Genomic DNA, 21,533 nt, shown 5'->3' with positions numbered 1-21,533 from the left:
CCGGTTTTACTCCGCGCACTTTCCAAATTTACAAGCTCGCTTGAAAAGCGCTTTCGCCTTGGCTTCGTCATTGCTTAGCTTTGCTAGCAGGTAGCAAGCCTGTGCGTATTCGAGTTCGCAGCTTTTAGCGAGTAGCGAGAGGCTTTTTGCCGCACTTTTATCCTTGTCGGTCTTGTTTGAGCCATATACTGCCAAAGCCTCGTTATAGCAGCCTACGCCGTCGCCATTTTGGCAGGCTAATTTATATAATTCAAGCGCCTTTTTAAGATCGATCTTCTCATCGACTAGCCCTTGCTCGTAAATTTGACCGAGATTTGAGCATGCAGTCGCCAGTCCTTTGTCGCAGGCCTTTTCATAAAATTTCCTAGCCTCGCTAAAATTTTTAAGCGTGCTGAAATTTACGGCTAGGTTGTTGCAAGATATCCCGTCGCCGCTTTCGCATTTTGCGCTCAAGGCCTCTTGCTCGGAGGCGGCTTTTTGTTGGGCGATCTCCTCGTCGCTTTGCCAAAAGCCAAAGCTCACGATCTTTTGCCACGACCAGCAGCCGCTAAAGCCAAACGCGACCGCCAGTACGATGGCGAAATTTAAAATTTTAGTTTTCACTGATCTGACCTAGCTTGACTCCGAGCCGTTTCATCTGCGGGCAAGCCTTATTTAAGCCGCGAAAGCATGCGACTTTGTAAATTTTATATGCGCGCATCTCGTCTTTGTTCACGCCAAGCCCCAGCTCATACATCGCGCCTATATTCGCGCACGAAGGGATGTCTCCCGACTCGCAAGCGTTGGTGTAAGCGCGCATAGCCAGGTAATAATCCTGCGCTACGATCTCGCCCTTGCGATATGCGTTGCCTAGGTGGTAGCAAGACTGCATACCGCCGTTGTTGCAGCTGGTTTTGTAAATTTCGATCGCACGTTTAGGATCTTTTTTCGTTCCTAAGCCTTGCTCGTAAAGAAGTCCCAGGTTCGAGCAGCCAAGCTCTATGCCCTTGTCGCAAGATTTTTTATAGTTTTCAAAAGCTTTGTCGTATTCTTTTAAAAACTCGTAGTTTGCGCCTAGGTCGTTGCATGCTCCAGCGTCACCGTTAGCACATTGTGGCGTCAAAACGACGATAGCGTTTTGTGAAATTTGCTGTTTGTTTTGCAGCGTCGTTTGATTGTCGTTTTTTTGCCATTCGTCGGTGCTAGGCTGCCCGACTTTGGCCGTTTGCAAACATCCCGTGAAAAAAAGCGCTATCAAAAATACTAAAATTGCTCTCATGATCGTCCTTTAAAACTGCCCAAACAAGTCGTTCAGAGCTTCGCTGATGCTTGGGTGTGTGAAGATTTGATTTTTAAAAAAGCCTGCGTTCGCATTAAAATTCATCGCTATGGCGACCTCGTTGATGATCTCGTGCGCGTAGATGCAGTGAAACGTCGCTCCCAAAATTTCGCCGCTTTTGCTATCAACTATCGCTTTTAGCATGCCAATGTCGTGGTTTACGACCTTTGCGCCGGGGACTGCGCTCATGCTAAGCTTTAAAATTTTGATATCTTTGCCAAGCGCGGTCGCTTCTTTTTGGCTGAGACCGACTTTAGCCAGGGGCGTTTGCGTAAATAGTGTGTTTGCGTGTATGGCGCGGTTTTTGGTGCTTCGCTCGCCTTTACCAAAAATTTTGTCAAACACTATGCGAAAGTCATCTAGGCTCGTGTATGTAAAGAGCTCGCCGCCTCGCACATCGCCCACGGCATAGATGTTTGGCGTATCGGTTTGTAAAAATTCATTTACGACGATGTTGCCTTTTTCGTCTATCTTGACACCGACTTTGTCTAGATTTAGCCCCTCGGTCACGGCTTTGCGTCCCATAGCGAGCAAAAATGCGTCGGCAATTATGCTTTTTGACATGCCGCCTTGACTGAAATTTAGGCCTCTGCCCATTAGGCTCGAGATGTTGCAATCCTCTAAAATTTCAATGCCCTGTGCGACTAGCGCCTCTTTTACGCTATTAGCGACGTCATCGTCCTCGTTTTTCATAAATTTGCCACGTCCTATGATCGTAACCTTCGAGCCAAAGCCTGCAAACATCGAGGCGAACTCTAGCCCGATAAAGCCGTTTCCTACGACCACCAGGTGCTTTGGCAGGGTTTTTAGATTTAAAATTTCAGAGCTTGTATAGGCGATATCAGACTTCACCTCAAACGGTGCGTCGGCCTCTTTGGAGCCCGTGTTTATGACGATGGTGTCACCGTCGATCAAGCATTTGCTGCCGTCTGCGGTCAAAATTTCGACTGAATTTTTATCGAGGAAATAGCCCACTCCATCGATGACGTCGATGTTCGGGTTATCTTTTAGCATGCCTAAATTTTTAGCTCTGAGCGCGGTTATGAGCTTGTCTTTCGTCTGGATAGAAAGCGTGTAATAATCACTCTCGACGTTATTGTTTACAAATTGCGCCTCTTTTGCCGCGGTGACTAGGCGCTTTGTGGGTATGCAGCCTATGTTGATGCACGTTCCGCCGTACATTTGCGGCGATCTTTCTATGAGGGCGACCTTTTTCCCTAGCGCTCCGGCCTTTGCGGCTAGCGTCTTGCCGGCCTTGCCAAATCCTATGACTATGATATCGTATTTCATGTTTTTCCTTAAAATTTACCTAGTATGTAGTATGTCGTATCGTTTATTTTTTTAAGTTTCATTTTATATTTTTTGGACCAATTATCGATGATCTCATCTACGCGTTGTTTGATCTCGTCGATGGTCGCGATATTTTTTATCTTTAGCCTATCCTCGCTACCGCTCATCGCCACGAAGCAAAGATGCGGCTTTAGATGATCGTTTAAAACGACGACGCTTTGAGGCTCGAGCCCGTCGGTGTTGTTTAAAATCCTGCGCATCTGCTCGCCCGTAGCACTATCGACATTATAGCCCAGCTGCGTTAAAAGTGCGTTGTGATCCATTTATCTGTCCTTTAAAAATGTGAAATTTTTATTAGGATTATAAGATTTTTTAGGATAAAATTGGCTAAATTTTGGGGGAGCGACGTGAGAAAATTTATATTGAGCGTTTTGGCGGTTTTGCTTTTTGTCGGGTGTGCGAGTGAGCAAGTAGATGAAATTTTAGGCCTTTCAAAGCCTAAGGACGATCCTGAAGTCGTCCAGATGATGGACGCGATATATCTTCACAATCAAAAAGAATATAAAAAGGCGTTTCGTCGCTTCGAGCGCTATGCAAAAGAGGGTAACGTGCTTGCGATGTATCAAGTGGGCTTGTGCTATCGCGACGGCCTTGGCGTGAGTAAAGATATGCTGCGAGCGTTGTTTTGGTTCAAGACTGCCGGCAGATACGGGCACAAAGACGCACTGCGAAATGCAGGATACATCTACGAATATGGCCTTGGCGTGAACAAAAACGTCAAAAAGGCTATGGCGTATTATTATGAAGCGGTAAATTTAGGCTCAAACGAGGCCGCTTTCGAGCTTGGCTCGCTATATCTTTTGCAAAACGAATTCAAAGACGCGAGATATTTTTTAAACCTCTCTTGTGGCGGTGGTGTCAAAGAGGCCTGCGATAAGCTGGCAACGATGAAATTTTAAATTTGCCAAATTGTAAGCATTTTGCTTGCAAAATTTCGTTATCTAGCTTTGATCCGTACTTTTTTGACTGATCAGCACGCCTTCGATCATCTTTTTTATATCGCCGTCAAGTATCGCGTCTGTCTGGCTAAACGCCTGCCCGCTGCGGTTATCTTTGACTTGCTGATAAGGGAAAAGCACGTATGAGCGGATCTGATGACCCCAGCCGATCTCGCTTTTTTCGACGCTGTTGCTTGCTTCTTGTTGTTTCATGAGCTCCAGCTCGTAAAGGCGCGATTTTAGCATTTTCATCGCCGTGGCGCGGTTTTTGTGCTGGCTGCGGTCGTTTTGACACTGCACGACGATGCCTGTTGGCATGTGAGTGATACGGATCGCAGACTCGGTTTTATTTACATGCTGGCCGCCTGCACCGCTAGCACGGTAGGTGTCGATCTTTAGGTCTTTCTCCTCGATCTCTATCTCGATGTCATCGTCTATCTCGGGGCTCACCATAACGCTTGAAAAGCTCGTGTGGCGGCGTCCGGCGCTATCAAACGGACTCGTGCGCACGAGGCGGTGGATGCCGTTTTCCGCCTTTAGATAGCCGTATGCGTTCTCGCCTTTAACGATGAAGCTCACGTCTTTTAGTCCCGCTTCGTCGCCTTCTTGAAAGTCCAGTGTCTCGACCTTAAATCCCTCTCGCTCGCAAAAGCGCAGATACATGCGATAAAGCATGCTCGCCCAGTCGTTGCTCTCGGTGCCGCCAGCTCCAGGGTGGATCGAGATGATCGCATTTTTATTATCATCCTCGCCGCTAAGCAGCATCGAAATTTCAAGCGCGGTTATCTTATTTTCAAGCTCAGTAGCGTCATCAAATAGCGAATTTAACGTCTCTTCGTCGCTTTCAGAATTTGCCAGCTCGTAAAGCTCCTTTGCGTCATCGACGGCAGCCTTGGCGTTTGTAAATTTTGCGAGCATATTTGAAATTTTAGTCTTTTCTTTGTTCAGTGCGCCTGCCTTTGCGATATCTTGCCAGAAATCAGGCTCATGCTCCAGCCTTTCTATATCCTGTAGGCGCTCTTTTATGCTTTGTGGCTTGATGATCGAGCCGATGTTTTCGACCTTGGTGTTTAGTCTCTTTAAAAGCTCGGTGTATTCGTAGTTATCCAAAATTTTCTCCGTTAAATTTTTAGCGCATTCTAGCTAAAATAAGCTTACATTTTAAATTTAATCCTTAGTTCAATCCTTTTTTGTTAAAATGACAGCTTAAATTTTATTAAAAGAAGTAAAAATGTTGATACTAAAAACAGTAAAACAGCTACAAGATTTCGTAGCCTCCGCTAGCGGTGAAATCGGCTTTGTGCCGACTATGGGCGCACTACATGACGGGCATATGAGCCTTATCAAAAAATGCGTGAGCGAAAATGCCGTGAGCATCGTCTCGACCTTTGTAAATCCTACTCAGTTTTTACCGGGCGAGGATCTGGAAAAATATCCTAAAAAAGAGGAGAGCGATGTCAAAATTTGCGAGCTTTGCGGCGTTAGTGCGATATTCATCCCGGACGCCAAGGAGATGTATTTTGACGATGAGCCTTGTATCATCGCGCCTAAAAAATACTCGAGCATTTTAGAGGGCAAGAGTCGGCCGGGGCATTTTGACGGAGTTTTGCGCGTATTGACAAAGCTTTTTAACCTCACCCGCGCAAAGAGAGTTTATATGGGCAAAAAGGACGCCCAGCAGCTAGTCATCGTACAAAATATGGTAAAAACGCTATTTTTAAATTTGCAGGTCGTGCCTTGTGAGGTCGTGCGCGAGAGCGACGGGCTGGCACTTTCTAGCAGGAACGCCTATCTTAGCGAGGAGGATAAATGCAACGCCCTTCGTTTGTCGCGCGCACTCATCAACGCTTCAAATTTGATCAAAGGCGGCGAGCTTGACACCTCCGAGATCAAGACGGGCATGCTAAAGACGCTTGAGCCGCTTACGGTTGATTACGTTGCGATAGTGGACAGGGATTTTAATCAAATTTCAAAAGTCGAGCTTGGCAACACGATAATCCTAGTTGCCGCAAACGTCGGCAAGACGCGCCTAATCGATAACATCTGGGTATAAAATGTCTGCGATAAATTCAGCAAAAAGCGGAGGCAAGCTTCATCTCGTATCGCTTGGATGCAACAAAAATTTAGTCGATAGCGAGATAATGCTGGGGCGTCTTAGCAACTATGAGCTGACAAACGAAACCCATGAAGCAGACGTCATCATCGTAAATACCTGTGGCTTCATCGCCTCTGCCAAAGAGGAGAGCGTGCGGACGATACTTGAGATGGCAGACGCCAAAAAACAAGGCGCGACGCTCGTAGTCACGGGCTGTCTGATGCAGCGCTACCGCGATGAGCTCATGCGCGAGCTTCCAGAGGTCGATCTTTTCACCGGCGTAGGCGACTATGACAAGATCGATGAAATTTTACTGAAAAAGCAAAATTTATTTAGCCCGGGCACCTATCTGCAAAGTAGTGAGGATCGCGTGATAACGGGCTCAAACTATCACGCGTATATCAAAATTTCAGAAGGTTGTAACCAAAAATGCAGCTTTTGCGCGATCCCAAATTTTAAAGGCAGGCTAAAGTCTCGCTCACTTGAAAATATCGTGAACGAGGTAAAAAATTTAGTCAAAAAAGGTTTTTATGACTTTAGCTTCCTCTCGCAAGACAGCAGCTCTTATATGCGCGATCAAGGCGTGAAAGACGGGCTCATAGAGCTCATAGACGCAGTCGAAAAGATAGATGGCGTAAAGAGCGCGCGCATACTTTATCTATATCCTAGCACCGCCTCTGACGCACTCATCGAGCGTATCATCGCTTCGCCGGTGTTTCACAACTATTTTGATATGCCTATCCAGCACATCAGTGAAAAAATGCTTCGTTTGATGAAGCGAGGAAGTGGTAAAGATCGTATAATGCAGCTTTTAAAGATGATGAGGGCGGCTCCTAATTCGTTTTTGCGAACGGGCGTGATAGTGGGTCATCCGCTTGAGAGCGATGATGATTTTAAGGAGCTTTGTGCACTGTTTGACGAGATAAAATTTGACCGCGTGAGCGCGTTTGCGTATTCGCGTGAGGAGGATACGGCCGCTTTTGATATGGCGCAAGTGCCTACAAAAACGATCTCAAAACGACTAAGCATGGTCGAAAAGATAATCAAAAATGAGATAGACGCGAGCTTTAAGGCTCAGCTTGGTAAGCGCGTAGTAGTGAGTCTGGAGGGGCAAAGCAGCGAGGGCGAGATGTTTTTTGGCGCCAAGATGGACATCTGGGATAAAGATATAGACGGTGAAATTTTGATAAACGAGAGCGAGCTGGAGGAGCTTGAAGTGGGCGGTAGGTATCTTTGCGAGATAACGGACATCGCACCTGAAAAGCTGATAGCTCGCGTGCTAGAGCGAGCCTAGGACAGCAGTCATGAGCGAGTGGATAGAGGCGCACCTGCTTGAAAAGCTAAAGGGCGTGAAAAATCTGCTTGCTTTCTCTCACGGTGTCGATAGCACCGCGCTTTTTTATATTTTAAACGACGCCGGCGTAGGCTTTGATATCGCGATAGTAGATTACAACGAGCGCGCCCAAAGCAAGGACGAGGTCGCGTCAGCCAGGGCTTTAGCGGCTAAATTTGATAAAAAATGTTTTACTAAAAGCGTGAATCTTGGCCGGTCGAATTTCGAATGCACCGCAAGAAAGGCGAGATATGAGTTTTTCGCTGAAATTTGCGCCAAAAATGGCTATAAAAATTTGATCCTAGCACATCAGCTGGATGATAGGTTCGAGTGGTTTTTGATGCAGCTTGCCAAGGGCGCCGGACTGAACGAACTGCTTGGGATGAGCGATTTTGAGAGGCGAAAGGACTACGATATACTTAGGCCGCTGCTTAAATTTAAAAAGTCTCAGCTAGAAGCGTTTTTAAAAGAGCGAGGGCTGAAATACTTCATCGACGAGACGAATTTCAGCCATAAATTTAGACGAAATTTCATGCGTCAAAATTTTAGCAAGCCGTTTTTGGAGCGATTTTCAAATGGCGTGATAAAAAGCTTCGAGCTTTTACAAAGTGACGCACAGACGCTGCGCCCTAGCTTTACCTCGGCCGCAGATAAAATTTATCTCGTCAAAAAGGACGAGAGCGCTATGCGCGGTGTGGATAAGGTCTGTAAAATTTTAGGCGTTTTGATGAGTGAGGCTCAAAGGAAAGAGTGCGAAAGATGTCTCGAAAAGGGCTGCGTCATATCGGGTAAGGTCGCGGTCGGAGCTAATGAAAATTTCATCTTCGTAACGCCGTTTGTAAGCGCGAGCATGGATAAAAATTTCAAGGAGAGATGCCGCGTTTTAAGAGTGCCGCCGATCAATCGCGGCTATCTTTACAGTGTAAATTTTGACGTCGGAATTTTAAAGCAAAATCTTATCTAAGCCCATAAACTCGTATATTGAAGGTCGTGTGGATCTTATCGTTCTCGCCCTTCATCGTTATAGGAAATTCCGCTTTTATGATGCTTTCGTATTTGCCAAGTGCGTCGAGGAAATCGTAAAATTTCTGCGGAGTTCTGAGCGAACTCGTGACATTTAGCTGATATCTGAAAAATTTCTCGGTGCCGTTTGAGTCTAAATTTTCATCGCCAAGCTCGCTGAGACTGACCTCACTAAAGTATGTCGAGGCGAAATTTATGAATTTATCCTTATCGAATTTTTTATCGTAAGAGCCGATTATGAATTTATCTTTTTCCTTCATCGCTTCAAGGGCTGCAAATTTTGTATCGTAGCTTTGCTTGACTTTGGCGTAGGAGGCCATTTGGGAGCGGTTCTCGCGGTTTAAATTTTTATACTCTTTGATATTTGGGACGATAAAACCAAAGATTATCACGAGGCAAACTATAATGAAAATAAAAATATACAGCAAGAGCTTGACGATATCGATCTTTTCTAGGCTCGTGTCTTTTTTACTCATTGTAGCCCTCGGAGTTGTCTATTTTATTTGTACTGATAAAGCCGTACCAGCCGTTTTTGGTCTGATAAAAGCTTGTGTTTGATGTCGTGAATATCGATCTTAGCGGCGAGGCCAAGAGCTGGTTGAAGACGTCTTTAGTCGGCGTTATGCCTCGTATGATGAGTGAATTTTTATCCATAAAGACCTCTTCAAGCGTTATGCTGTCAGGCACTAGGTCAAAGAGGTTGTGAAGGCTTTGCTTGAGGATGGAATTTGACGTGTAGATGTCCATCGCAGCATCTATTTGTGTAGAGAGCCTTGCCGTAAGCTCGTCGGTCTGGATACTTCTTTGATTTAGATGCTCCTGCTCGATCGCCAGTTTTTGGGTATTTTGCGAGATCGAGTAGTTTTTATAAACGATGAAAAAATTTATCACTAAAAGCATCGCGAAAACAAAGCCGATAAGCAGCATCCACAGCTTACTGAATATGCTTAATAGCGGCCTTGGCTCGGGAGTAACGAAACTAAAAGTCATAGCGGTATCTCTTTTTGCATAAGCTCGTTCATTATATGTAGCGTATTTATCGGATAGACAGAGGTTTCGACGAAGAGCTCCGCTTGTAGATATTGCACGAAAGTCGCGCTCGTTTTGGTGTTTTCAAATATCACTACTTGCTCGATGAAATCGCCATCGTATATTGGATTTTGATAAAATTCCTTCATCGCTGCGGTGATATAGCTAAACATGCTCATATCTCGGCCAAAGATCGCGACCGATTTTTCCACGTTTGTGGATGCAGGCATATTAAGCTCGTAGTTCAGGTCCTCAAAGTCCTTTAGCTTATCGCCGTTTAGCATCTCGTCCAAGCTTTTGAAATCATCTAAAGATCCCGCGTCCTCCTCCTCTTTGATGATGAGGTTGTCAATATCCGTTATGTCCTCTTCTTTAAACATTTGATCGTCTGAAGGAGCGCTTTGACTATCCTCTATCCTAAAAAACGTCGATAGCTTCATTTGTTTGTTTTTAAAGATAGAAAGCGCGAAAGAGTCCGCATGTATATAAAGATAAAGTGTGGTCTTAGGCGAAATTCCGCGTTTTAAAAGCTCAAAAAACATCAAAGATATGGGCGAGTAGATGAGATCTACGCTACCATCGCCAAAGGTATCTCTGACCTTTTTTATGGCCAAAAGGTCGGCGTAAATGCTCCAGTCATCCTGCATTTTCAGGCTTGTTAGGCCATATGAGCTTATATTGAATTTTTTGTATTCTTCCTCATTGACGGTAGGCACCGCTCCTTGTGAGTCCTCGTTGAAAAATAGCGAGATATATACGCCAAAATAGCTCTTTTCTTGAAGCTTTATGTAGTCGATGACTTTTTGATCGATATTTTGCGGGTCTATATCGGTAAATCTGGCGTTTATCGTTTTTATCACTTTGCCGTTTCTAAAAACACGCCCGTAAAATAGGCACTCCGTTCCTTCTATAACGGCGCTTAAAAATAAATTCGAAAAGAGGCGGCGGATAGAAAACGACATAATGCTCCTAAATTTTAATGCGTGATTTTATAATATTACCCAAAAAACGCATTAAAAAAAATTAAAAGAGTTCATTTTTTAATTTGACGAAATTTTCTCTCATATTTTTCGCCTCATTTTTTAGATCACTGTCAAGTAGCGGGCTGTCTTGTAGCTGCGAGTAACCCTCTATCATGATGTCACACATCAGCTTTATACGCTCACGGTCCTTGTTGCTTACTTCATTTTGGCTCATTTGCTTTATATCTTCCAGATATTTTTTACCGTCGTTTATGTAGGCTGTAAATTTCAGTGCGATCTTACTTTGATTTACGAGAGTGCTCGCCATTTTGTTGTAATGATCAAGCTCTAATGCTCTTTGACTGAGCTTGAAAGCCTCGTCGAAATTTCCTATCTCGTAGTAAAATTTTGCTTTGAAAGAGAGCTGATATGAGCCGTTCGTCTCGAAAAACAGCCAGCCTGCTATGATGATGAATATCGACAAAAATACAGCTGCCAGCTTCGCTCTCATTTTGATTCTTTTTCTAAAATTTCTCTTAGTTCGTTGCTGATTTGAGGATTTTTGCTCTCGTTTTTCGCCCACCAAATTTTTAAATTTTGGATAAAGTCGTGTTTGTGGCTTTGCACGCTTTTGCCGCCGTCTTTTTGCGATGCCGTCCAAAGCTCGTTTTGTATCCGTTCTTTTGCCGCTTCGATGCTAAGGGCATTTACGTCAAATGGGCGCGAGAGGCTGAAATTTATCTTGCAAAAAGGCTTTGGCAGTATCATTTTGTCCCAGCTTTTAAACTCCCAAAATGAGCTTGCCTCGTAGTTTAGCACGTAAATTTCGCTATTTGTTTTCCGTGCGATGATGACGGCTCCGTCTGCGACGCTATGCCTTGGGCCGCGCGGGCCATCAGGTGTGACGATGACGTCCGTTCCGCTTTTTATATCTCGCAATGCCCCGATGAGCGCCTTTGCGCCGCCTTTCGAGCTGCTGCCCCTTATGGCGCCTATATTAAAAAGCTTCATTACGCGAGTGATGAGCTCGCCATCTTTGTGGTCACTGATTATCACTTTTGCCGGCTTTTTGGTCGGTTGCCACCATTTTTTGTAGGCGTAGCTCATAAAGGCCAATCTACCGTGCCAAAAGACGACTACACAGCCGTTTTGCGGCACTTTTACGCCGTTATCCCGGTAGCTTTTTTTGCAGGTTAAAAAGATGAGCCACATGAGCGCATAGATGAGATAGACGCTTATGCTTATTTTGAAATTTTGCCATTTGCTAGTTTGCGAGCTCGCCATAAAGCACCATTCGCTTTGGATCTGTTATCTTTACTTTTAGCGTCCTACCCAGTAGCTCCTCGCTACCATTTACTTGAACGAGAAAATTGTTAAAACTACGTCCGGCAACACCGCCGTTTGCGCGAAGTTCCTCGAAATACACGTCTAAAATTTTGCCATTTTGCGCCGCGACGATCTCGTCTAAAATTTCGTTGTGGCGACTTTGCAGTCTTGTCAGCCTCGCAGACGCGGTGGCTTCGTCGATTTGATTTGTAAATTCCGCCGCCTTTGTCATCGGGCGCGGTGAATATTTAAAACTAAAAATTTGCTCGAATTTTACCTTTTCAAGCACGTCCATCGTATCCTCAAACTCCGCGTCGCTCTCGCCAGGAAATGCGACGATGATGTCAGTCGAGATGCTCACGTCCGAGCACATTTCGCGCAGTTTTGCGGCTCGGTCTAAAAACCACTCTTTCGTGTAGCCGCGCTTCATCTCGCGCAGGACTTTGGTGTTGCCGCTTTGAAGTGGCATATGCATGGACTTGCAAATTTTAGGATTTTGCGAGAAAATTTCAAGAAATTTATCGTCCATGTGAAGCGGATGAGGGCTCGTAAAGCGGATACGCTCGACGCCTGCGACTTCGCTGATACGCACGAGCAGGTCGCTAAAATCGATCTTTTCATGCGCGCCAGAAAAACGCTTGCCGTAGTTATTTACGTTTTGCCCGAGCAAAAATATCTCTTTCGCCCCGTTTGCGGCGGCTTTTTCGACCTCGCGTAGGATCAAATTTGCAGGGATGGAAATCTCGTCGCCGCGCGTGTGCGGGACGATGCAGTAGGTGCATTTTTTATCGCAGCCTATCGAGATGTTAATGTGACTTTTGTAGGGTGAGCCGCGAAATTCGCCGAATGCATACTCGCTCTCGTCGTGGTTGATGTCTGTCGAGATAAATTTAGGCGTCTTGACGGCGGTTGAAATTTTACTGACATTCCTTGCGCCAAGCACGAAATCAACGTAAGGAGCGCGTTTAAAAATTTCGTCCCCGAGGTGGCTTGCCGTGCAGCCGCAAACGCCGATCTTTGCGCCGTTTTTTTTGGCTTTTTCAAAAGCTCCGACCTCGCTAAAAAGCTTATGCACGGGCTTTTCGCGCACCGAGCAGGTGTTGATTAAAATGAGGTCGGCTTCTTCTAAATTTTGCGTGAGCGTGTAGTCCTCTTTTTGCGAGAGCTCGGCGATGATATGCTCGCTGTCTCGCACGTTCATCGCGCAGCCTAAGGTCTGTATGAAAAGCTTTTTACTCATTAAAGTATGTGGACTTCATACATATAGTCATTGTCATCAAGCCCGTATCTAACGGTCCTGTGATAGACGCTTAGCCCTTTTTCTTCGAAAAATTCGACCAGGGCGATCAGCTGTTTGTGGCTGTTTTCTTTATCGAAATAAAAAATTTTCTGCCCCTCTTTGCTGACTGCAGCCTCGATCTTATCAAGCGAGATAGTTTTTGGTTTTGCGTCTATCTCGGTTCTAGCAAGTTTTAGCTCCATTTTTCATCCTTATTTTAGCTTTTTTGAATTCGTGAGTATATCAAAAAGGTAATAAAACTCTCATTAAAGTTTTTATTAGTATCAAAATTGTATAATTGCCAAACTTCACGATTAAAAATCCCCAAAATTTTATCGTCATAACGGAGGAATAATGGAAAGAATTTCAGATATTATCGAGTCCATAGCAAATGAAAAAGGCTTGCAGATAGACGATGTCAAAGAGCGCGTCATTAGAGCGCTCATAAATACCGCAAAACGCGTATATGGCGAGAACTACGAATACGATGTCACGATTGATGCAAATAAAAATTTAAAGCTTTATCAAAAAATTTTAATAGTCGCAAACGATGATGAGCGCCTAAATGAGGATAATGAGCATTTTATCAGTCTAAAAGAGGCCAAAAAGATCGATAGTGGCGTTGAAGTGGGCGATGAGCTCACATACGAGCTAAGCCTTGATAACCTCGGCAGGACCGCAGCTCAGACGCTTCACAAAGAGCTTGAATACCACATCCAGCGCCTAGTAGAGGAGAAAATCTTTCAAAAATACGACGAAATGGTCGGACAGATGGTCTTTGGCTCGGTCGTACGCGTAGACAACGACGAGAACACATATATCGAGATCGACGAGCTTCGAGCTATCTTGCCTCGCAAAAACCGCATAAAAGGGGAGAAATTTAAAATAGGAGACGTCATAAAAGCGGTTATCCGCAAGGTATTTACGGATAAAAATTTAGGCATCAGAGTCGAGCTATCTCGCACATCGCCTAAATTTTTAGAAGCTCTGCTAAAAGCTGAAGTACCGGAGATCAAAGACGGTGGCATCATCATACAAAATAGCGCCAGAATACCGGGCGAGCGGGCTAAGGTCGCGCTCATCTCGACTACTCCAAACATCGATCCCGTGGGAGCTACCGTCGGCACAAAAGGCGTGAGGATAAATGCCGTCAGCAAAGAGCTTCATGATGAAAACATCGATGCGATCGAGTATGCGAGCGAGCCGGCGATATTTATCTCCCGTGCGATGGCACCTGCGATCATCAGCTCTGTCAAGATAGACGGTAACAAGGCCATCGTGAGCCTAGTAGGCGAGCAAAAGAGCAAAGCCATCGGCAAAAACGGCATAAATATCCGCCTAGCCAGTATGCTGACAGGATTTGAGATCGAGCTAAATGAGCTTGGGGCAAGAAACGCCGCCGATAGCGAAAACAAAGAGCCTGTCAAGGATCTAAAAGCGCTTTTTGGCGACTGATCGTATTTAGCGCACCTAAGCTTAAAATTTCAATATCGAGCAAATTTTAAATCCTCCATAAAATTTACAAAAATATGCTCTTAAATTTAATGGTTCTGTTTTAAAAAGCGTTATTGTTCTTACATGAACGCTTCACAAATCTTATACGCTTCCAGGAGCGACCCGGTATAGACGCGAATAGGGTTTCAAGGAAATCTTTTTGCTTCGCAAAAACTGCTCGGCCCCTACGAGCTTTCATAATTTTTCGTTTCGTTGCACTCACGACTGCCAGCAGAATGAGGGAGCGAGTAGTAGAACGGCGGCAATAGCGTCGTTTCGCAAGGTTTTTACAGGGATGCTGTTCGCATTCCCCTGCTCTTGAAAGTTAAAAATCAACATTTTAAAATAGAGCCAATTTAATAGCCTTTTTAGCTTACCCCTAAATTTGCTCGTCTTTTGCCATTTTTATAAATTCAAGTGCGAGCTTGGATAGCTTTTTGTCTTGTTTGTGAGCTAGTATCAGCGTTTGCTTAAGTAGCGGTTCGTCTATGTCAAAAATCATCACGCGCTCTTTGACCTCGCCTTTTATAAACTGCGGCGGCACAAAGCAAGCTCCTACTCCGGAGGCTACTATCGATACCGTGATGTCGGCGGTCTCGGACTCGCAAAATATATTTGGCGCAAAGCCGGCTTTTTTAAAAATTTTATCAAATTCAAAACGCTCCCTTTGATAGGCGTTTGGCAATATGAATTTTTCATTTTTCAGCTCTTTGAACTCGATCTTTGGGTATCGATCGTCGTCGTTTTTATATTTTTTGACAAGCTCGTGTGTGACTGGCAGTACGAGGTATAGCTTATCCTCTTTTATGACCTGATACTCTAGCCCTTGCGTATCCATCGGATATACCAGCATCGCTAGATCCAGCTCGTCTTTTATCAGCCTATCTCTCACATTTAGGGCGGAAAATGCCTGAACGATCTTGATATCGGCTTTTGGGAATTTTTTACAAAATTTAGGCAAGATGTTTGGCATTAGGTTGTAACCGGTTTGTGAAAATCCTATCCTTACTTTGCCTGTCATGATGCCGTTAAGCTCTTTGATCTGATCGTTTAGCTCCTCAAAGGTTTCAAGCATGATTTTTGCCTTTGCTGCGTAAATTTCACCGGCTTTTGTAAGAGTAAGCGGTGTAGTTCGCTCAAAAAGCGAAATTTTAAGCTCGTTTTCAAGCGATATTATACTTTTTGAAAGCAGTGGCTGACTCATTTTCAGCTTCTTCGCAGCTTTTGTAAAGCTTCTAGTCTCTGCCAATGTCACTATAAATTCCATATATCTTAAATTCATATTTTTCCTTCAAATTTTCTACATATTATAACGTAATAGTTATATGATTATACATAAAATATCATTTGACATATAATAAAATTTCATTTATAATCCGACAACTTAAATTTATATTAGTTTGTAAATTTAAAAATGATATTTAAAAAGGAGCGAGTATGCAAAATATATCAAGGCGCGAAATGCTAAAAATGGGTATGGCAGGAGCCGGTATTTTGGCGTTTAGCGCAATGAGTGCGGCTGCAGATGAGGCAAAAGATATCAAATTTGACGAGCAATACGATGCCATCATCATAGGCTCTGGCATATCTGGGCTAGTGGCCGCGCTTAAGGTGTCAAAACGCGGATTAAAAGTCTTGGTGATCGAGAAAATGGGTCGTATCGGCGGAAATTCCGTCATAAACGGCGGTACGATGGCGGTGCCAAACAATCCTATCCAAAAAGCACAGGGCATAAAAGACAGCAAGGAAATTTTCATTGCCGATTGTATGAAAGACGGGCTAAATTTAAATCACGCCGACCTTTTGGGCGTTATTTATGATAGAGCAAACGATGTGTATAGCTTTTTTAAGGAGGCAGGGGTCGAGATCCCAGAAAAGGTGCTTCCGATCGCCGATCACTCGGTAGCTAGGGCTATCCAGTCGGTAAACGCCTCGGGGGCCGACTTTATCCTGCCTTTGCAAAAAATAGCCGAAGCGGACGCGAATATCACCATCAAAAAACGTACTAAATTCGATGAATTCATACAAGACGAGGGCGGTCGCATCGTGGGTATAAAATGCCGCGAAAACTATAAATTCGATAATAAATTTGCAAGTGACGACAAAGAAAACCTAGGCGGCGATGTCAAATTTATAAAAGCGAACAAAGGGGTAGTTTTAGCTGCAGGTGGATACAGCTCGGATAAATGGTTCAGGGTGCAACAAGTGCCGTTTTTAAAGGAAAATATCGAAGCCGTCAGTCAGCCGGGCTCAACGGCTGGAGCCATGGTAGCCGCCATAGCCATCGGAGCAAATCCTTTGCAGCTAAGCTGGATACAGCTAAATCCAAACACCAACCCGCACGAAAAGGGCTTTGGCACCTCGACGATGTTTGTTAATGACTGTTGCAACAGCTACGGGCTAAGTGTCGATCCGAAAACCGGCAAACGCTTTGTAGATGAACATGCAGGCCGCAAGGTGAAATGCGACGCTATATTTAAGATAATGGCCGAGAGTGCGGGCAACGACAACTATCCGGTGCATATCTGCGATCAGCAAGCTGTGGATATAAATAATCCAAAACATACCGCAAAGGGGCTTGAAATGGGCTCTATCAAGAAATTTAACACTCTTGAAGAGCTCGCAAAAGCATACAATATCCCGCTCGAGCCATTTTTAAAGACGATAAGCGACTTTAACGGATATGTTAAAAACGAAAAAGACCCTGATTTTGGCAAGCCGCTAACCAAAGCCGACGTCAAGGGCATAGATGTATCAAAGCCGCCATTTTACGCTAGCCAGAGCGTGCCTAAAATTTTATACTGCATGGGTGGAGTCGAGATAAACCAAAAAGCGCAGGTCATAAGCATGAAAACTATGGAGCCTATACCCGGGCTTTACGCCACAGGGGAAGTCACCGGAGGCGTCCAGGGCGCGAGTAGGCTTGGTACTATGGGGATGGCTGATGCGGCGGTCTTTGGCATGATAGCGGGCGAGAATATCTAAAATTTCGATCTATCTCGGGCCATCAGTCCGAGGTAGATCCTTGATTAAAGCTCAGATCTATCTTTGCGCTTTGTCGCCTCTTTTTTGCGTTTTTCCAGATCGTATGCGTCGTTTAGGGCATCCTCGTCGTCAAATTTCGCTCCGTCTAAAAATTTTCGGTAGTCCTCAAATTGATTGTTCTTTATGCCCCAAATAAGCCCCACAAGCCCAAAAGCCCCCATCAAAACGGATATCAGCAGTATCAAAGCAAGCGTCGTATTACTCATCGTTTTCCTTAAATTTCGCCCTTATCGTGAGAGAATTCAGAACCACCGCAAGCGAGCTAAAAGACATCGAAAGCGCCGCAAACAGCGGCATCACATAGCCCATCGCCGCAAGCGGGACAGTCAAAAGATTATAGCAAAGGCTAAAGGCTAAATTTTGCTTTATCTTGCCAAGTGTGAAGCGCGCTATTTTAACGGCGTTTAGCAGGCTTTTTAGACTGTCATCAAGCAGCACGACATCGCTTTTTGCCAGGCTGGCGTCGGCTCCGCTACCCATGCAAACGGCGATTTGTGCTAGGCTAAGTGCTAGAGTATCGTTTATGCCGTCTCCTACCATCACGATCTTGGAGCCGTTTTGCTGTAAATTTTTGATAAATCGCGCCTTTTCATCGGGCAGGCAAGAGGCCTTGAAATCTGCGATGCCAAGCGCATCCGCGACCTCTTTTGCGACGTTTTGATTATCCCCTGTGAGCATATAGGTTTTAAGCCCCATCGCTTTTAGCTCCTTTACGCAGCTTTTCGCGTCGTTTTTGAGCTCGTCGCTTAGTTCGAATTTCGCTGCCAGCACGCCCTCAAACGCTACGTAATAGCTCGTCTTGTCGCTTTTAGAGTGTGATATGTCGATCCCAAGCTCACGCATGAAATTTTCGCTGCCGGCGGCTAAAATTTTGCCTTTAAATTTAGCGCTCACGCCCTTTGCGGCGATCTCTTTTACGTCGCTAAGCTCTAAAGCTTTTGCGTCATTGCCGGCTAAGAATTTCGCCACGCCTACGCTTACGGGGTGTTTTGACGCACCGGCTAGCGAGAAGATCGCGTTTGTATCGATGTTGCTAAATTTTATGAATTTACTCACGCAAAGCTTACCGCTACTTAGCGTGCCGGTCTTGTCAAAGACCACCGTATCGCAGTTTGCGAGAGTTTCTATCATCACGGCCTCTTTAAATATCACGGCCTTTTTCAGCCCCACGCCAAGCGCTACTAGCGTGCCCACCGGTGTCGCCAGGGCCAGAGCGCATGGGCAGGCGATCACGATGACCGAGATAGCCACGATGAGCGCGTTTTCAAAGCCACCCTTAAGATACCAAAACGCAAACGTTATGAGCGCTGCGCAGATGATACCAAGCGAAAATTTAGACGAAATTTTATTTGCCAGCTGCTCGATACGAGGCTTTTTTAGGCTTGCATTTTGTAAGAGGGCGACGATCTTGCTCAAAAATGAATTTTCAAAATTTGCACCGGCCTCGTAGATCACGCGTCCGTCAAGGCAAATGAGCCCGCTTTTTACCTCATCTCCCACGCCAAGCCAGACAGGTGCGCTCTCGCCACTTATGGACGAGGCGTCAAAGCTGGCTTCGCCCCGGACTATGAAGCCGTCTATAAGCGCCCTTTGTCCCGCTCTTAGCACGATCTTGTCCTTTATGCTGACGGCTTGCGGAGAGATCTGTAAAATTTCGTCGTCCTTTAGCACGCTGACGTCGCCAAGGAGCATGTGATTTAGCCCGTCGATACTGTCGGCAGCGCGCTTTTTGCTCAAAATTTCAAGGAATTTACCGATAAAAACGAAGGTGATGATCATCGCGACCGAGTCGAAATACACCTCACCGCTGCGCGAAAACATCGCATATACCGAGTAGATGTAGGCTAGGCTGGCTCCTGTGGCGACTAGCAGATCCATATTTGGCGTGTGGCCTTTTAGCGCGGTAAGAGCCCCGGCAAAAAACGCACCGCCCGTGTAAAACAGCACGGGAGTGGCTAGCACGAACTCGGCGAAATTCAAGATCGCTTTCACATCGGCTCTGATGCCGCTAAAATAGCCGGAGTATTGCGCTACGGCGATCCACATAATATTCATCGTGCAAAAAATGCCGACTAAGAGCTTGGCGTAAAATTCCCGCCTTTTAGTGCTCAGTCTCGCCTCCTCACCCTCAGCGTCGTAAGGATGCGCCTTGTATCCCACGCTGTTTAGCCTGCGTAAAATTTCATTTAAGCTTACCTGCGACTCGTCCCAGACGATGAGAGCCTTGTTGTTTGCAGCGTTCACGCCCGCTTCTAGGACGCCATTTGTGCCAAAAAGCACCTTTTCTACGAGCCAAATGCACGCAAAGCAGTGGATGTCCTCGATGACGAGCGAAATTTTGCTAAATTCTCCATCTTTTTTGATGAAATCTCGGTATATATCTCGCGTCGAGTCGTCGAAATTTTCACTCTCTTTTGCGGGCGAGAGCGTGTTTTTGCCGAGCCTTTCGTAAAATTCCTCAAGCCCGTTCGAGCGTAAAATTTCATAGACGTTCTTGCAACCAGAGCAGCAAAATTTATTACCATCAGGAGCTGATATCATCGAGCTTTCGTCAAATTCCAGCTGACAATGCGAGCATTTGCACTTTTTCATTTTCGTTACATTTTGCTTTCAAATTTATTTGCAAGATTATACGATACTTCGTCTTAAAATTTTGATCGTTTAGAGCAGTAGCATTTTTAAAAATACATTATTAAATCAAAATTTTAAGGTAAAATACAACTCATAAAACGACGAAATTTTAAAGGAAAAATATGAAATTTTATCAAACGCGGGCGTCAAAAAAGAAAAAGGCGCACTATGTCCCGGCGGTGGAGCACGCAGGGATACTGTATGTGTCGGGGCAGCTTAGCATCGATCTGCGGGCGATGAAGCTGCCTGAGGGCGGAGTCAGGGCGCATGCGAGGCAGGCTCTGGCAAATTTAGACGAGGTTTTAAAGCTCGCCGGTGCAAATAGGCAAGATGTGCTGATGTGCCGCGTTTATACGCCCGATGTCGCGTTTTGGGACGAGATAGACGATGAATACGCGAAATTCTTTGGCGAGCACAAGCCGGCTCGCGTTGTAGTGCCTACGTCGGGGCTTCATTTTGGCTGCTTGGTAGAGATAGAGGCGACCGTGGCGATGTCGCAAAAGGATAGATGATGAAATTTAAATGCAGTAAATGCGGCGCTTTGGCACCGCTTGAGAGCACGAAATATCGCTGTGAATGCGGCGGGCTTTACGATCTTGACTTCACGCCGCCTAAATTTTCGACGGATCTTATAGATAAGGGCGAATTTAGCCTCTTTCGGTACCGAAATTTCATGCCTTTAAAGAATGAAATTTGGCGCGAGATCACGCTGGGCGAGGGCATGACGGCGACGGTGAGATTTGACGAAAAGCTATTTTTCAAGCTTGACTACGCGATGCCCACGCTTTCTTTCAAAGACCGCGGGGCGGCTGTTTTGATATGGCTTTGCAAAACTATCGGCGTGAAAAAGGTCTTGCAAGATAGTAGCGGCAACGCCGGCAACTCGGTAGCGGCATACTGCGCCAGGGCGGGCATCGAATGTGAAATTTACGTACCGAAGGGCACATCGCAAAAAAAGATCGATATGATAAGAGCGTTTGGCGCTACTGCGACGGTCTTTGATGGCTCGCGCGACGAGACCGCCGACGCATGCCGTAAAAAGGCGCTAGATGAGGGCGTCTACTACGCAAACCACGTCTATAACCCGATGTTTTACCAAGGCACGAAGACATACGTTTATGAGATTTTCGAGCAGCTTGGCCGTGTGCCTGAAAATTTCTTTTTGCCGGTTGGCAACGGCACGCTTCTAATCGGCTGCGAGTTCGCCCTTGGTGAGCTTCTTAGAGCCGGCGCGATCGCTAAAGCGCCTAAAATTTTCATCGTGCAAAGTGAGAACTGCGCCCCGCTTTTTGGCGCGACAAACAAGCCTCGCGACATCGTGCCAAAGCCGACTGAGGCTGAAGGCATAGCCATAGGAAAACCGATGCGAGGCGAGCAAATTTTGGCCGACTCTTATGAGGGCGAGCGCGAGGTCATCACGATCCCGGAGACCGACATCGTGCCTACCAGGCAGCGTCTAGCGCGAGGCGGATTTTACGTGGAGCACACGACAGCCGCAATCTACGCCGCGTATCTAAACTATATAAAAACGCACGAGCTAAAAGGAGAGAGCATCATCTCGCTTTGCGGAGCGGGGCTAAAGAGCGAGCATTAAGCGGGCTTATAAGCGACCCGGCATAGGAGAACGCAAACAGCATCAAGTAGAGCGGCATCTATTTTGCTTCATTTTTTCAAGAAGTTTAGTTGCGACTGAAGCGAAGTAAAAATAGC

At 45.5% G+C, this 21,533-nt stretch carries 23 protein-coding genes; 8 read left to right on the top strand and 15 right to left on the bottom strand.

The features are described 5' to 3' along the window. Positions 1-6 precede the first annotated feature (6 nt). Genes CCVT_RS06545 through CCVT_RS06530 form a run of 4 tightly spaced genes read right to left on the bottom strand, consistent with a single transcriptional unit; the run spans position 7 to position 2,931 of the window. Positions 7-603 (bottom strand): tetratricopeptide repeat protein, encoded by a 597-nt coding sequence (locus CCVT_RS06545; RefSeq protein ID WP_018136592.1) that lies wholly within the window; start codon positions 601-603, stop codon positions 7-9. Continuing rightward, entirely contained in the window at positions 593-1,258 is a 666-nt protein-coding gene (locus CCVT_RS06540; protein ID WP_018136591.1) for a tetratricopeptide repeat protein, read from the bottom strand. Before CCVT_RS06540 ends, CCVT_RS06545 begins: the two co-directional genes overlap by 11 nt. Before the next feature lie 9 nt (positions 1,259-1,267). Continuing rightward, positions 1,268-2,608 (bottom strand): dihydrolipoyl dehydrogenase family protein, encoded by a 1,341-nt coding sequence (locus CCVT_RS06535; RefSeq protein WP_018136590.1) that lies wholly within the window; start codon positions 2,606-2,608, stop codon positions 1,268-1,270. Positions 2,609-2,616: 8 nt separating this feature from the next. Then, positions 2,617-2,931: a hypothetical protein gene (locus tag CCVT_RS06530; RefSeq protein ID WP_018136589.1), complete on the bottom strand. Its 315-nt coding sequence runs from the start codon at positions 2,929-2,931 to the stop codon at positions 2,617-2,619. Between the two features lie 60 nt (positions 2,932-2,991). Here CCVT_RS06530 and CCVT_RS06525 point away from each other — a divergent pair, with 60 nt between their 5' ends. Then, positions 2,992-3,567 (top strand): tetratricopeptide repeat protein, encoded by a 576-nt coding sequence (locus CCVT_RS06525; protein ID WP_009651187.1) that lies wholly within the window; start codon positions 2,992-2,994, stop codon positions 3,565-3,567. A 42-nt stretch (positions 3,568-3,609) separates the two neighbouring features. Here the strand turns inward: CCVT_RS06525 and prfB are convergent, their stop codons facing one another. Next, positions 3,610-4,716 carry a peptide chain release factor 2 gene (prfB, locus tag CCVT_RS06520; RefSeq protein WP_018136588.1) on the bottom strand — a complete coding sequence of 369 codons (1,107 nt, stop codon included), beginning with the start codon at positions 4,714-4,716 and terminating at the stop codon, positions 3,610-3,612. A gap of 121 nt (positions 4,717-4,837) precedes the next feature. Between prfB and panC the strand changes: the two genes are divergently transcribed. Genes panC through tilS form a run of 3 tightly spaced genes read left to right on the top strand, consistent with a single transcriptional unit; the run spans position 4,838 to position 7,998 of the window. Further along, positions 4,838-5,659 (top strand): pantoate--beta-alanine ligase, encoded by an 822-nt coding sequence (gene panC, locus CCVT_RS06515; protein ID WP_018136587.1) that lies wholly within the window; start codon positions 4,838-4,840, stop codon positions 5,657-5,659. A 1-nt stretch (position 5,660) separates the two neighbouring features. Then, complete coding sequence (rimO, locus tag CCVT_RS06510) at positions 5,661-6,995, top strand: 30S ribosomal protein S12 methylthiotransferase RimO (protein WP_018136586.1); 1,335 nt, start codon at positions 5,661-5,663, stop codon at positions 6,993-6,995. A 10-nt stretch (positions 6,996-7,005) separates the two neighbouring features. Further along, complete coding sequence (tilS, locus tag CCVT_RS06505) at positions 7,006-7,998, top strand: tRNA lysidine(34) synthetase TilS (protein WP_018136585.1); 993 nt, start codon at positions 7,006-7,008, stop codon at positions 7,996-7,998. Here the strand turns inward: tilS and CCVT_RS06500 are convergent. From CCVT_RS06500 to CCVT_RS06470, 7 genes are all read right to left on the bottom strand, one after another. Beyond that, positions 7,991-8,533 carry a hypothetical protein gene (locus tag CCVT_RS06500; protein WP_018136584.1) on the bottom strand — a complete coding sequence of 181 codons (543 nt, stop codon included), beginning with the start codon at positions 8,531-8,533 and terminating at the stop codon, positions 7,991-7,993. The two genes, tilS and CCVT_RS06500, sit on opposite strands and share 8 nt — an antisense overlap. Continuing rightward, entirely contained in the window at positions 8,526-9,047 is a 522-nt protein-coding gene (locus CCVT_RS06495; RefSeq protein ID WP_018136583.1) for a membrane protein, read from the bottom strand. The genes CCVT_RS06500 and CCVT_RS06495 overlap by 8 nt, the downstream gene beginning before the upstream one ends. After that, positions 9,044-10,048: a hypothetical protein gene (locus tag CCVT_RS06490; RefSeq protein ID WP_018136582.1), complete on the bottom strand. Its 1,005-nt coding sequence runs from the start codon at positions 10,046-10,048 to the stop codon at positions 9,044-9,046. The genes CCVT_RS06495 and CCVT_RS06490 overlap by 4 nt, the downstream gene beginning before the upstream one ends. A 61-nt stretch (positions 10,049-10,109) precedes the next feature. Beyond that, positions 10,110-10,559, bottom strand: coding sequence for a hypothetical protein (locus tag CCVT_RS06485; protein WP_018136581.1), 450 nt, complete (start codon positions 10,557-10,559; stop codon positions 10,110-10,112). Further along, positions 10,556-11,332 carry a lysophospholipid acyltransferase family protein gene (locus CCVT_RS06480; RefSeq protein ID WP_018136580.1) on the bottom strand — a complete coding sequence of 259 codons (777 nt, stop codon included), beginning with the start codon at positions 11,330-11,332 and terminating at the stop codon, positions 10,556-10,558. The genes CCVT_RS06485 and CCVT_RS06480 overlap by 4 nt, the downstream gene beginning before the upstream one ends. After that, positions 11,313-12,614 (bottom strand): tRNA (N6-isopentenyl adenosine(37)-C2)-methylthiotransferase MiaB, encoded by a 1,302-nt coding sequence (miaB, locus tag CCVT_RS06475; RefSeq protein WP_018136579.1) that lies wholly within the window; start codon positions 12,612-12,614, stop codon positions 11,313-11,315. Before miaB ends, CCVT_RS06480 begins: the two co-directional genes overlap by 20 nt. Then, complete coding sequence (locus CCVT_RS06470) at positions 12,614-12,856, bottom strand: HP0268 family nuclease (RefSeq protein WP_009651142.1); 243 nt, start codon at positions 12,854-12,856, stop codon at positions 12,614-12,616. Before CCVT_RS06470 ends, miaB begins: the two co-directional genes overlap by 1 nt. A gap of 151 nt (positions 12,857-13,007) precedes the next feature. Here CCVT_RS06470 and nusA point away from each other — a divergent pair, with 151 nt between their 5' ends. Continuing rightward, complete coding sequence (gene nusA, locus CCVT_RS06465) at positions 13,008-14,108, top strand: transcription termination factor NusA (RefSeq protein WP_018136578.1); 1,101 nt, start codon at positions 13,008-13,010, stop codon at positions 14,106-14,108. Between the two features lie 418 nt (positions 14,109-14,526). On the opposite strand, the gene CCVT_RS06460 is transcribed toward nusA, so the two are convergent. Continuing rightward, positions 14,527-15,429, bottom strand: coding sequence for a LysR family transcriptional regulator (locus CCVT_RS06460; RefSeq protein WP_018136577.1), 903 nt, complete (start codon positions 15,427-15,429; stop codon positions 14,527-14,529). A 155-nt stretch (positions 15,430-15,584) separates the two neighbouring features. Here CCVT_RS06460 and CCVT_RS06455 point away from each other — a divergent pair, with 155 nt between their 5' ends. Then, positions 15,585-17,132 (top strand): flavocytochrome c, encoded by a 1,548-nt coding sequence (locus tag CCVT_RS06455; RefSeq protein ID WP_018136576.1) that lies wholly within the window; start codon positions 15,585-15,587, stop codon positions 17,130-17,132. Positions 17,133-17,176: 44 nt separating this feature from the next. Here CCVT_RS06455 and ccoS read toward each other — a convergent pair whose 3' ends face one another. Both ccoS and CCVT_RS06445 read right to left on the bottom strand, forming a co-directional pair. Then, the gene (gene ccoS / locus CCVT_RS06450; protein WP_018136575.1) at positions 17,177-17,398 is read right to left on the bottom strand and encodes a cbb3-type cytochrome oxidase assembly protein CcoS; all 222 of its coding nucleotides are present in this window, start codon (positions 17,396-17,398) and stop codon (positions 17,177-17,179) included. Further along, positions 17,391-19,784: a heavy metal translocating P-type ATPase gene (locus CCVT_RS06445; protein ID WP_018136574.1), complete on the bottom strand. Its 2,394-nt coding sequence runs from the start codon at positions 19,782-19,784 to the stop codon at positions 17,391-17,393. Before CCVT_RS06445 ends, ccoS begins: the two co-directional genes overlap by 8 nt. A 161-nt stretch (positions 19,785-19,945) precedes the next feature. Between CCVT_RS06445 and CCVT_RS06440 the strand changes: the two genes are divergently transcribed. After that, positions 19,946-20,335: a RidA family protein gene (locus CCVT_RS06440; protein ID WP_026175468.1), complete on the top strand. Its 390-nt coding sequence runs from the start codon at positions 19,946-19,948 to the stop codon at positions 20,333-20,335. Further along, entirely contained in the window at positions 20,335-21,417 is a 1,083-nt protein-coding gene (locus tag CCVT_RS06435; protein WP_018136573.1) for a pyridoxal-phosphate dependent enzyme, read from the top strand. Before CCVT_RS06440 ends, CCVT_RS06435 begins: the two co-directional genes overlap by 1 nt. Positions 21,418-21,533 lie beyond the last annotated feature (116 nt).

This window comes from Campylobacter curvus, from assembly GCF_013372125.1.
Classification (GTDB): domain Bacteria; phylum Campylobacterota; class Campylobacteria; order Campylobacterales; family Campylobacteraceae; genus Campylobacter_A; species Campylobacter_A curvus.
Note: the sequence above shows the minus strand (reverse complement) of the source record. Positions and strands in the feature narration are given on the sequence as shown.

What these genes read in the sequence shown, in the direction of transcription:
- CCVT_RS06540 (WP_018136591.1), bottom strand. Translation starts at nt 1,258, where the DNA reads ATGAGAGCAATTTTAGTATTTTTGATAGCGCTTTTTTTCACGGGATGT.
- rimO (WP_018136586.1), top strand. Translation starts at nt 5,661, where the DNA reads ATGTCTGCGATAAATTCAGCAAAAAGCGGAGGCAAGCTTCATCTCGTA.
- CCVT_RS06435 (WP_018136573.1), top strand. Translation starts at nt 20,335, where the DNA reads ATGAAATTTAAATGCAGTAAATGCGGCGCTTTGGCACCGCTTGAGAGC.
- CCVT_RS06535 (WP_018136590.1), bottom strand. Translation starts at nt 2,608, where the DNA reads ATGAAATACGATATCATAGTCATAGGATTTGGCAAGGCCGGCAAGACG.
- ccoS (WP_018136575.1), bottom strand. Translation starts at nt 17,398, where the DNA reads ATGAGTAATACGACGCTTGCTTTGATACTGCTGATATCCGTTTTGATG.
- CCVT_RS06440 (WP_026175468.1), top strand. Translation starts at nt 19,946, where the DNA reads ATGAAATTTTATCAAACGCGGGCGTCAAAAAAGAAAAAGGCGCACTAT.
- nusA (WP_018136578.1), top strand. Translation starts at nt 13,008, where the DNA reads ATGGAAAGAATTTCAGATATTATCGAGTCCATAGCAAATGAAAAAGGC.
- CCVT_RS06530 (WP_018136589.1), bottom strand. Translation starts at nt 2,931, where the DNA reads ATGGATCACAACGCACTTTTAACGCAGCTGGGCTATAATGTCGATAGT.
- tilS (WP_018136585.1), top strand. Translation starts at nt 7,006, where the DNA reads ATGAGCGAGTGGATAGAGGCGCACCTGCTTGAAAAGCTAAAGGGCGTG.
- CCVT_RS06470 (WP_009651142.1), bottom strand. Translation starts at nt 12,856, where the DNA reads ATGGAGCTAAAACTTGCTAGAACCGAGATAGACGCAAAACCAAAAACT.
- CCVT_RS06490 (WP_018136582.1), bottom strand. Translation starts at nt 10,048, where the DNA reads ATGTCGTTTTCTATCCGCCGCCTCTTTTCGAATTTATTTTTAAGCGCC.
- CCVT_RS06495 (WP_018136583.1), bottom strand. Translation starts at nt 9,047, where the DNA reads ATGACTTTTAGTTTCGTTACTCCCGAGCCAAGGCCGCTATTAAGCATA.
- CCVT_RS06445 (WP_018136574.1), bottom strand. Translation starts at nt 19,784, where the DNA reads ATGAAAAAGTGCAAATGCTCGCATTGTCAGCTGGAATTTGACGAAAGC.
- CCVT_RS06455 (WP_018136576.1), top strand. Translation starts at nt 15,585, where the DNA reads ATGCAAAATATATCAAGGCGCGAAATGCTAAAAATGGGTATGGCAGGA.
- miaB (WP_018136579.1), bottom strand. Translation starts at nt 12,614, where the DNA reads ATGAGTAAAAAGCTTTTCATACAGACCTTAGGCTGCGCGATGAACGTG.
- panC (WP_018136587.1), top strand. Translation starts at nt 4,838, where the DNA reads ATGTTGATACTAAAAACAGTAAAACAGCTACAAGATTTCGTAGCCTCC.
- CCVT_RS06460 (WP_018136577.1), bottom strand. Translation starts at nt 15,429, where the DNA reads ATGAATTTAAGATATATGGAATTTATAGTGACATTGGCAGAGACTAGA.
- CCVT_RS06500 (WP_018136584.1), bottom strand. Translation starts at nt 8,533, where the DNA reads ATGAGTAAAAAAGACACGAGCCTAGAAAAGATCGATATCGTCAAGCTC.
- CCVT_RS06480 (WP_018136580.1), bottom strand. Translation starts at nt 11,332, where the DNA reads ATGGCGAGCTCGCAAACTAGCAAATGGCAAAATTTCAAAATAAGCATA.
- CCVT_RS06485 (WP_018136581.1), bottom strand. Translation starts at nt 10,559, where the DNA reads ATGAGAGCGAAGCTGGCAGCTGTATTTTTGTCGATATTCATCATCATA.